This is a genomic window from Deinococcus sp. YIM 134068 (assembly GCF_036543075.1).
In the GTDB taxonomy this organism is placed as follows: Bacteria; Deinococcota; Deinococci; order Deinococcales; family Deinococcaceae; genus Deinococcus; species Deinococcus lichenicola.
Map to the genome: position 1 here is coordinate 184,979 of NZ_JAZHPF010000006.1, position 9,601 is coordinate 194,579.

The following is a 9,601-nucleotide window of genomic DNA, read 5'->3' on the forward strand; positions in this document are numbered from 1 at the left end:
CGAAGTCGAAAACAGGTGTGTTGTCGGAGGGTCGAGCTATCGGTCGGGTCCGTCAAACACCGGCCTCACCCAGCTTCCCCCGGACTTCGCCAACGGTATCGGGCAGCTGCGCCAGCTTGCAAAAGGACGAGACAAGAAGGTGGCCTGAGCAAAGCGCGGGAGGACGAGGACTGGCCGCGCTTTGCTGAGGCCGCTGCGCGTCCCAGGTCCAGGCGGGTGGTCATGTCGAGGCGAAAGATGCCATCCGGGTTGACGTGCTGATAGATCAGCGGCGTGCGCGCCCGCCAGTCGTACCGCTCGAACTGCGTGACCTTAACGCCCACCTGACGGGCGACGAACGCCACGGCGGCGTGGGGGACGTCCCTCGTGCGGGCCGGGAATCGGCCCTCGTGCTGGAAGGCCTTGAGCATCACCGCAAGGCCAAGGCGATTGGCCTCATGGCTGCCCGCGAGGAGAGCCTGCTCGGCAGGAAGGAGGGTCCAGTCGTCGATCAAGTCCTCAACGGTCCAGTGCTGCTGCATGGAGTCTCCTTGCAGGAGGGGTCACCCCAGGAATGGCGTGAAAACCAACGCTGGGCCAGAGTCAACGTGACATAGGCTCGTGGCAGGGTACCAGCCATGAACCAGGGTCTGCACTGGGGAAAGCCCCCTGACCGTTTAGCTTAGACCTTCCCGGAACGCCACGCCTTTGCCAGCCTCAGCTACAGTTTCTCCGCATGTTCAAATCCTGGTTGCCATCCTCATGACATCTGTACGTCTGTACAGATACCTTACAAGTGTATGCGTCCAGTGTCCTCAGCCATCGGTCTTTCCAGGACGCCGATCCTCACTTCCCGCGCCGTTCTCCGTCCTGGCCCTGGTGCCCGATGGGGTTCCCTGCACGGTCTGCTGAAGTGCACTGGAGCAGGCGAAGCTTCGAGGACTACACGCCCGGGAAGCACACCTTGAGGGCTGAGGTTCAAGGGGCCGCAGTCCACTCCGCTCCGGCCCTGCTGACGAAGGGGGCAGAGGCCTGCCCCTGGCCACTGGAAGGGCGCAACCCGTGAATTCGACTTCCCCTTCCCCTGGCCCTCACGCCCCGGTGACCCTGTGGCGACGCCTGCTGCCGCCCGTGCTCGCGGCTGCCCTCGCGGTGGTCCTGGGCGTGGCCCTGCTCAACCCAGCGCGCGGCACAACCAGCGGCGGCCCGCTCGTCGGAAAGCCAGCCCCCGCCTTCGCCCTCCAGAGCCTAGACGGTGCGCCGGTTGGGTTGGCGGACCTGCGTGGTCGGCCCGTCGTGCTGAACTTCTGGGCGTCGTGGTGTACCCCGTGCCGCGAGGAAGCGCCCCTGTTCCGTGAACTCAGCGAACGGCAGGAGGCCAGCCAGGGCCTCGCCGTGATCGGCATCCTCTTCCAGGAGACCAAAGAACAGAACGCCCGCGACTTCATTCGTGAATTCGCCCTCGCGTATCCCAGCCTGCGTGACCCCCAGTCCAGAACCGCGATCAACTACGGCGTAGGCGGCATTCCCGAGACGTTCTTCATCGACAGGGCAGGCGTGGTTCAGCACCTGGACCGGGGCGGCCTGAACCGCGAGCGGCTGAACGTCGGGCTGGACAAGATCGGGGTGGGCAGGCTGTGAGCGATGGCCTGGGCCCGGCCGCCCCCCTGGCGGGCAGGAGAGCAATCTCGTGTCCTGGACAGCTTTCCCGAACTGTGTCTCCGACCTGACGCCCGGGCTGCTCGCGGGTCTCGCCCCGCCTGCCCCGGCCGAGGACCTCCGGGCCCTGACCGCGGCGCTGAACAGCCCGCCTCCCAACGACGTCCATCAGGTGCTCGCCACCCACAACGGGCAACGGGCCGGGCACCGCCTGCTGTTTGGCCTGAAACCGATGAGTGCGCACGGCATCACCCACCATCGCCAGAGCGTCGCCCGCCTCCTGGAACGTGAGGGGCCTGTGCCGGTGACGAATCTGGACGGGCGCGCGCAGGCGTACGAACCGAATCCGCACCACGTCCCGCTGTTCACGGACAACACCGGGAATTTTCCCGGCTTCTCTCTGGCCCCAGTGGCGTCGGGCGTGTGGGGCCAGGTCGTCGTCTTCGGACTGGACATCCCCTGTCCCCGGGTGGTCGCCAACTCGTTTCACACGCTTTTTGAGGAGCTGAGCGCCGAACTCCGGCAGGGGAACTTTCTGATCCAGGAAGTGGGAGGGTACGTCTCCATGAAGCCTGGGAACGGCTCGGCCCTGTCACAGATCCTGCCGTAAGTGTGGGGGAGGTGGACTCGCCCACCAGCCCTGCTCCGGTCCTTGCCCCAGGCGGATGCACGCTCCCCAAGGTTTCAACGGCCGTCCGGGTGTGTCTGAGGACCAACGCCCTCTCCTGGGCGAGACTGATCGTGCTCCCTTCTTGCCGGGCGATACCCCGTCCACGTGATGCCCGACTCAACCTGAGCCTTCCATTCAGCGGGCAGGACCCGCCGGTGTGACGTCCCCGGTCGGCGCCTCCTGGAGAGGCGGAGCATCCAGCCGCCGGTCCCAGGCGCTGAGCAGACCGAGCAGGAGCAAGGCCAGCAGCAACCCCAGGGCGGCACGCCTTCCAGTGGAGGTGTTGGACTGAGGCATGGGTGTCCCCCTCAAGGCGTGCCGTCAGGGTGAGAAGAACCCTGGCACGCCGACAGCGCGCCCCGATGGCGAGAATTGGTAGCGCAGCAGGCGGTGCAGCCGCCGCAGCGCTGGGACCTGCCGCAGCACCCGACAAGCGGTCCGCTCCACCCTGGGCAGCCGCGCGAATCCCGGGAGACCCAGCAGGCCAACGTCGTCAAGGAGGTGGAAGCCTGGCCTCCAGGCTTCCACCTCCCGGGGGTTTTCCAGGCCCCAGCGCAAGGTGGCGCCGGACGCGTGTAGGGCCGGGTGCCGCGCGCCCCAGCCCACCCCCAGCGGGCTGAGGGCGTCGAACACCAGCTCCCCCGAAGGAAACGCCCCACCCAGCCGCGTGAGCAGCGCGCGCACCTCGGCCTCCGGCAGGTACATCAACAACCCCTCCGCGACCACCAGCACCGGGCGATCTGCGGGGACCGACCGCAGCCACCCTGCGTCCGTCACCGAGGCGGTGATCATCTGGTAGCTCGGTCCCTCCTCGCGGGGGTAGGCGACCCGACGCAGCGCGATCACGTCCGGCAGATCGAGGTCGAACCAGCGCACGCCGGGAGGGGGGTTTACCCGGTCCACCCGCCCGTCCAGACCGCAGCCCAGATGAAGCACAGTGGCCGCCGGGTGCCGCGCGAGGAAGGCCATCGTCCACCCGTCGAGGTGCCGGGCACGCAGGGCCAGCCCGAAGGCGTCGCCGCGCGGGGCAGGCAGGGGCGGGGCGGCCTGCCCCAGACGAAGCAACGCCTGGGCCGCCGTCTCGTCGCGTAGGATCGGGTCGGGCCACGCATTCTGACGCGCCCTGACGACGAGCGGGATCAGCAAGGTCGCCTGCTCCGGGGTCAGCCAGACCGGCCTGCTCAGCGCCACAGCGCCCACCCCAGGATGGCGAGACCCGCGAGCACCCGGTACACCGCGAAGGCCCGGAAGTTGTGCCGGGAGACATAGCGCAGCAGCCAGCCCACGGCCAGCAGCGCCGTGACAAAGGACACGGCCAGCCCGACAGCGAGTGGACCGAGCTGCGCCGCGCCCAGCACCTCCCGGCCCTTGACCAGGGCATACAGGGTCGCCAGGCCGAGGGTCGGGATCGACAGGTAGAACGAGAAGGCCGTGGCGGTCGGCCGGTCGAGGCCGGTGAGCAGGCCGCCGATGATGCTCGACGCGCTGCGCGAGACGCCCGGCACCAGGGCAAGACACTGCGCGCACCCCACCACCAGGGCCTGACGCTGGCTCACCTGGGTCAGGCCCTGCGTGGTGGCCGCCACAGGCCGCCCTTCGATCACCCACAGCGCGATGCCTCCAAGAATCAGGGAGATCGCCACGGTGACCGGGGAGAAGAGGTAACGGGTGATCAGGTCACTGAACAGGAAGCCCAGGACCGCCGCTGGCACAAAGGCCAGGGCGACGCCCAGCCATAAGCGGCGCGCGTCCACGCTTGTGGGCAGGGCGCGGGCCTGGCCGACCAGATCGCGCCAGTAGTACACGATCACTGCCAGGACCGCCCCAAGCTGAATGACGATCTCGAAGGTGCCACCCGAGTTACGAAACCCCAGCAGGTCGGCGGTGACGATCAGGTGGCCGGTGGAGGACACTGGCAGGAACTCGGTGATGCCCTCGACCAGACCCAGGAGGGCGGCTGCGATGGTGTCGTTCAAGAGAAGTCCTTGGGAAAAGACGAGGGCGGAACGGTCGCCTGATGCGGCCCCGTCCTCACATGACCCGGGCATGCGCCAGCATGTCCGCAATCAGCCGCGTGGTGTGGTCGTTCGCCAGCCGGTAATACGCGATCCGCCCCACCTTCCTGAAGGTCACCAGGCCCAACGCGCGCAGGTGGCGCAGCTGGTGACTCATGGTGGACTCGTTGATGCCCGCGATCACCGCCAAGTCGCACACGCACAGCTCCTCCAGGGCGAGGGCCGAGAGGATACGCAGCCGAGTGGGGTCCGACACCACCTTGGTCAGGCTGGTCGCACGCTCGATCAGCGCGTCATCCGGCAGGGCCGCCTCCACCCGCGCCACCGCCTCCGGGTGGACACAGTGGACCTCGCAGTCCGCGGCGCGGTCAGTCTTCACGTCAGGGGTCGTGGTCATACTCCATTCTCCCGCAGAGCGGCCTCCAGCAGGGGGCGCTGGTCGTCGAAGGTGCCGTAGAAGGCCTGCTCGCCGATCACGGTCACCGGGGCGATGCGGACGTTCGCCCGAGCCTGCATCTCCGCCAGGGCAGCGGGGTCCTCGCGGACGTTCTTCTCGGTGAACGGCACGCCACGGCTTCCCAGGAAGCGTTTGACGGCCTCGCACGACGAGCAGTTGGGGACGGTGTAGACGGTCACGGTCGGGGGCATGGGACACCTCGGAAGGAAAGGAAGTGAGGGAGCAGGGAGGGCGTGTCCGGCATCAAGCCTCCGACCGGGCATGTTCCGCCGCCTCGGCCGCTTCGGACAGGATCTCCCGGCCCCCGTTGGCGGCAATGGCCGACACGACCAGGCCGAGGATCAGGTCCGGCAGATTCGAGTCCCACCACAGCACCAGCGCTCCGGACAACACGATGGCCAGGTTCACGAGCGAGTCGTTGCTGGTGAAGATGGCCGACGCCTTGAAGTTGACGTCCTCGCCCTGGTGGCGCTTCAGGAGGTGCAAGCAGACCAGGTTCAGCGCCGCGTTGACGGCGGCCATGGCCATCATCGCGGGGCCGATGGGCTCCTCACCCCCGAAGAACCGGCGCAGCACCTCCACCAACAGCAGCACCGCGAGGCCGATCAGGAGCCAGCCCGACAGGCGGGCGGCGCGGACCTTGATGGTGGCGGCGCGGCCCACCGCGTAGAGGCTGACGCCGTAGACAGACGCATCGGCCAGGTTGTCGAGGGCCGCGCCGATCAGGGCTGTGGAGGACGCCCAGACGCCGACACCCGCGCCCGCCAGGGCTTGCCCGAGGTTGATCAGCAGCACCAGCCACAGGATGCGGCGGTCGGCCGCTTGGCTGGCGTCGAGGTGATGTGCGTCGTCGTCTGTCCGGGAGTCACTCACTGGAGATCACCTTTCTGATGGCAAGCGTTGAGGGTGAAGGCGCTGTGGGTTGCGAAGGTCATACCTGTACCGGGGAGGGGGGCGTGGTCGTTGCTGTGAAGGCGAGGGCTGTGGTGGGCAGCCGCTCACGCGCCGGGCTTGAAGCGCAGCAGGCGCAGGGCGTTGGCCGTCACCAGCACGGTAGCCCCGGTGTCGCTGAGGATGGCGGGCCACAGGCCGGTGATCCCAAGCAGCGTGGTGACCAGGAAGATGGCCTTGAGGCCCAGCGCGAAGGCGACGTTCTGACGGATATTGGTCATGACGGCACGGGAGAGTTCCACCAGTTCCGCGACGCCCGTGACCGAGTGGCGTAGGAGGGCGGCGTCGGCGGTCTCCAGGGCCACGTCGGTGCCCCCGCCCATCGCAATGCCCACGTCACTCTGAGCAAGCGCAGGAGCATCGTTGATGCCGTCTCCGACCATCGCCACCTTGCCGAAGGCCTTGAGGGCGGCGATGCGCTGGAGCTTGTCTTCCGGCAGCAGCTCCGCTTCCACGTCCAATCCCAGGTCACGCGCGATGGCGTTGCCGGTGCGGGCGTTGTCCCCCGTAAGCATGAGGGAGCGGACACCCAGCCCCTTGAGCCGGGCCACCGCCTCCTTCGCGTCCTGACGTGGCTCATCCCGGATGGCGATCAAACCGAGCACCTGGCGGCCGTCGAGCAGCACCACCACCGTCTTGCCCTGCTCCTCTAGTCGGGCGATCTGCGCCTGCTCGTCAGGGTTCAGCGAAGCGACTTCCTGCGCGTAGCGCGGGGACCCCACCGCGAGGGCACGCCCCTGCACCGTGGCGGTCACGGCCTTACCGGAAATGGCTTTGGCGTCCTGGGCTGCGGGGACGGCCTGCCCCTGGGCACGAGCGAGGACCGCCTTGGCAAGCGGGTGCGCGCTACCAGTTTCGACAGCGGCGGCCAGGATCACCACCTCCTGCTCGGAAGCGCCCAGGGGAACGATGTCCGTCACCTGGGGCTTGTTCTCGGTCAACGTGCCGGTCTTGTCGAAGGCGACGGTCTGCACGCTGCCGATGGTCTCCAGCGCCGCACCGCCCTTGATCAAGAGGCCGCGCCGGGCACCGGCGGAGATCCCGCTGGTCACGGCAGCAGGGACGCTCAGCACCAGGGCGCAGGGGCAGGCGATCAAGAGCAGGGCCACGCCCTTGTAGATCCACTCGTTCCAGGGCTGGCCGAACAGCAACGGTGGGAGGACAGCGAATAGGAAGGCCACGGCCATCGCCGCCGGGGTGTACCAGCGGGAGAAGCGGTCGATGAAGCGCGCGGTCGGCGCCTTGGACGACTCCGCCTCCTCGACCAGGTGGATGATCCGGGCGATGGTGTTGTCCGAGGCCCCCCGGTCCACCCGGACGGTCAGCACCCCGTCGGTGTTGATGCTGCCCGCATAGACCGGATCACCGGGGCGCTTGTGCACCGGGACGCTCTCGCCCGTCACCGGGGAGTCGTCGAGGTTGGAGTCGCCCTCGGTGATGGTGCCATCTGCCGGGACACGTCCGCCCGGTTGAACCCGCACAAACTGGCCGACCTGAAGCCCCTCGACGGGCACCTCACGGGTCTGACCGCCTTCCAGCAGCAGCGCGGTCTTGGGGGCCAGGGCGGCGAGCGCCTGAATCCCTGCCCTAGCCCGCCCGGCCGCGACGTTCTCCAGCAGCTCGCCGATGGCGAAGAGGAAGACGACGAGTGCCCCTTCCGCCGCCTCCCCGATGGCGATGGCGCCGATGGCGGCCACGCTGATCAGGGTGTTGATGGTGAAGGGTTCCCCGAGGCGGGCACTGGCGACGGCCTTGCGGAGAAGCGGCCAGGTGCCGATGGCGGTCGCGGCCGCATACGCCCAGAAGGCGAACCCCGGCGCGATCAGGCTGAACAGCAGGGCGAGGACGAGCAGCCCACCCGTGAGCAAGACGTTGCGGCCCTTGCCCGTCTGATACCAGGGCAGTTCCACCCGGGCTGGACGGGGAGCGACTGGGGTGGCTGTGCCGGGCGTGGTGCTAACTTCGCCCTGCAATTCCGGTGGGTAGCCGATGGAGCGCAGGGTTTGTTCGAGCTGTGTCCTCGGCGTCCTGGTCTCGTCCAGCGTGAGGCTGAGCGTCTGGGTGGTGAAGTTGACCTTGGGCTCCCCCACTCCCGGCAAACGAGTCACCACGCCCTGCACCTTGTTGGCGCAGTCGGCGCAGTCCATGTTGTTCACGAAGTAGCGCAGGGGAGCGCTGGAGGTCGCGGCCGGGGCGGCTTCCAGGGTGGGCGGGTACCCCAGGGAGCGCAGGGTCTGTTCCAAGCGCTCACGGGGCAACCGAGCCTCGTCCAGGGTGAGGCTCAGCGTCTGGGTGGTGAAGTTGACCTGGGGTGCTTCCACGCCGGGCAATCGGGTCAGGGCGCTCTGCACGGTGCGGGCGCAGTCGGCACAGTCCATGCGCTCCACGAAGTAGCGCAGGGGCGTCCCTGAGGTGGAGGGGAAACCTGTCATGCCCTAAGATATCTGTATGAATGTACAGATATCAAGCACAGCGGGGTGCTCCTGGTCGGGGAGCGTGTGTGCATGAAGAGGAACAAGTCCGGTCTGGCGGCCGTCCTGCTGTCCATGCTGCTGGGGGCCGCGCTGGCGCTGACGGCCGTGCCGTACGGCTGGAGTGTCCTGACCCCGCTGCCGCTCGCCGCGCTGCTGTGGTGGGTCTGTAACCCGGCGGCCCCGCGCGTGGTCGCTGCCCGGCTGTTCTGGGGGATGACCGCCTTCTTCGCCCTGCACCTGCTGTTCCTGCCGCTCAGCTTCGCGCAGCTCTTCGGCGTGGCGGGCGCGCTGCTCTTCCCGGCGCTGTTCGTGCTCGAAGGAGCCTTTTACGCGCTGCTGGGGCTGCTGGTGGCGCGGCTGTTTCCCACCTTCCTGGGGCGGGTCTGGGGCCTGGCGTTCGGGTGGGTGCTGCTGGAGTGGCTGCGGCACCTGGGGCCCTTCGCCTTTCCCTGGGGCACGCTAGGCTACACGCTGCTGCCCACCCCGCTGATCCAGGTGGCTGACCTCGGCGGCGTCCTGCTCGCCAGCCTGCTCGTCACGACCCTGGCGGCGGCGCTCGCCAGCCTGGCCCGGCGAGAGGTTCGTCCCCTCGCGCTGGTGCTGCCCGTCTGGGGTCTGGCACTGGCGTACGGGCTGACGCGGCCAGAGGTCACGCCACCGACCCACCAGGCGCTGCTGGTCCAGGGCAACCTCAACCCGCTGGACAAGGTCGCGGGCAGGGCCGACCCGCTGCCGGTCTACGCCCGTCTCAGTTCCACTGCGGCTGGAGACGTCGCCATCTGGCCGGAAACGGCCGTTACGGGGGATGACCTGGCCCGCCTGCCCGCCCGGCCCCTGCTGATCGGCGTCGCCCACCCGGGTCAGAACCGGGTCGAGGCGTGGGACGGCGGCCTGGCGGCCGCCTACGACAAACGGCGGCGGGTGCCGTTCGCCGAGTACTTCCCGCTGCGTGAATCCCTGGCCCCACTGTACGGGCGGGTCTTCCGGGCGCTGGGGCTGCCCGACCTGACGGGCCTCCTTCCAGGTCGCCTCGACCGGCCGCTGACGCTGGGCGGGGTGGCGTACGGGGCGTACGTGTGTTACGAGAGCGTGTTTCCTGGGATTGCCCGCGGCCTGGTGCAGGACGGGGCGGCCGTGCTCGTCAACGTGTCCAACGACGGCTGGTTCAACGCGGGGAACGGGGTGGCGCAGCACTTCCAACTAGGCCGGGTGCGGGCCATTGAGACCCGGCGCTTCCTGCTGCGCGCGGGCAACATCGGCGTGACGGCAGTGATCGACCCGCGCGGCCGGGTGACGCAGGCGCTGCCGGTCAAGCAGGCGGGAACGCTTCAGGCGCGCTTTGCCTTGCAGGAAGGGCAGACCTGGTACGTCCGGCTGGGGGACTGGCCGGTGGGGG

10 protein-coding genes are annotated in these 9,601 nt (G+C 68.6%); 3 read left to right on the forward strand and 7 right to left on the reverse strand.

The window, feature by feature from the left end; genetic code table 11:
- Positions 1-65 precede the first annotated feature (65 nt).
- Positions 66-521: a DUF4158 domain-containing protein gene (locus V3W47_RS08900; RefSeq protein ID WP_331824846.1), complete on the reverse strand. Its 456-nt coding sequence runs from the start codon at positions 519-521 to the stop codon at positions 66-68.
- 520 nt (positions 522-1,041) lie between these two features.
- Here V3W47_RS08900 and V3W47_RS08905 point away from each other — a divergent pair.
- Together V3W47_RS08905 and V3W47_RS08910 are read left to right on the forward strand one after the other, a co-directional pair.
- A complete protein-coding gene (locus V3W47_RS08905) occupies positions 1,042-1,620 on the forward strand; it encodes a TlpA family protein disulfide reductase (protein WP_331824847.1) in 579 nt (192 codons plus the stop codon).
- Between the two features lie 49 nt (positions 1,621-1,669).
- A complete protein-coding gene (locus tag V3W47_RS08910; protein ID WP_331824848.1) occupies positions 1,670-2,248 on the forward strand; it encodes an SMI1/KNR4 family protein in 579 nt (192 codons plus the stop codon).
- 381 nt (positions 2,249-2,629) lie between these two features.
- Here V3W47_RS08910 and V3W47_RS08915 read toward each other — a convergent pair whose 3' ends face one another.
- From V3W47_RS08915 to V3W47_RS08940, 6 genes are all read right to left on the reverse strand, one after another.
- Positions 2,630-3,499, reverse strand: coding sequence for a class I SAM-dependent methyltransferase (locus tag V3W47_RS08915; RefSeq protein WP_331824849.1), 870 nt, complete (start codon positions 3,497-3,499; stop codon positions 2,630-2,632).
- Positions 3,490-4,284: an undecaprenyl-diphosphate phosphatase gene (locus tag V3W47_RS08920; protein WP_246363237.1), complete on the reverse strand. Its 795-nt coding sequence runs from the start codon at positions 4,282-4,284 to the stop codon at positions 3,490-3,492. Before V3W47_RS08920 ends, V3W47_RS08915 begins: the two co-directional genes overlap by 10 nt.
- A gap of 55 nt (positions 4,285-4,339) precedes the next feature.
- The gene (locus V3W47_RS08925) at positions 4,340-4,720 is read right to left on the reverse strand and encodes an ArsR/SmtB family transcription factor (RefSeq protein WP_331824850.1); all 381 of its coding nucleotides are present in this window, start codon (positions 4,718-4,720) and stop codon (positions 4,340-4,342) included.
- Positions 4,717-4,971 carry a glutaredoxin family protein gene (locus V3W47_RS08930; RefSeq protein WP_184028075.1) on the reverse strand — a complete coding sequence of 85 codons (255 nt, stop codon included), beginning with the start codon at positions 4,969-4,971 and terminating at the stop codon, positions 4,717-4,719. Before V3W47_RS08930 ends, V3W47_RS08925 begins: the two co-directional genes overlap by 4 nt.
- Positions 4,972-5,023: 52 nt before the next feature.
- Entirely contained in the window at positions 5,024-5,653 is a 630-nt protein-coding gene (locus V3W47_RS08935; protein WP_331824851.1) for a cation efflux transmembrane domain-containing protein, read from the reverse strand.
- Between the two features lie 125 nt (positions 5,654-5,778).
- On the reverse strand, positions 5,779-8,163 hold the full coding sequence (locus tag V3W47_RS08940) for a heavy metal translocating P-type ATPase (RefSeq protein WP_331824852.1): 2,385 nt from the start codon (positions 8,161-8,163) through the stop codon (positions 5,779-5,781).
- Positions 8,164-8,235: 72 nt separating this feature from the next.
- On the opposite strand from V3W47_RS08940, the gene lnt reads away from it, so the two are divergent.
- Positions 8,236-9,601 (forward strand): apolipoprotein N-acyltransferase (lnt, locus tag V3W47_RS08945; protein WP_331824853.1); only part of this gene is annotated, 1,366 nt, incomplete at its 3' end.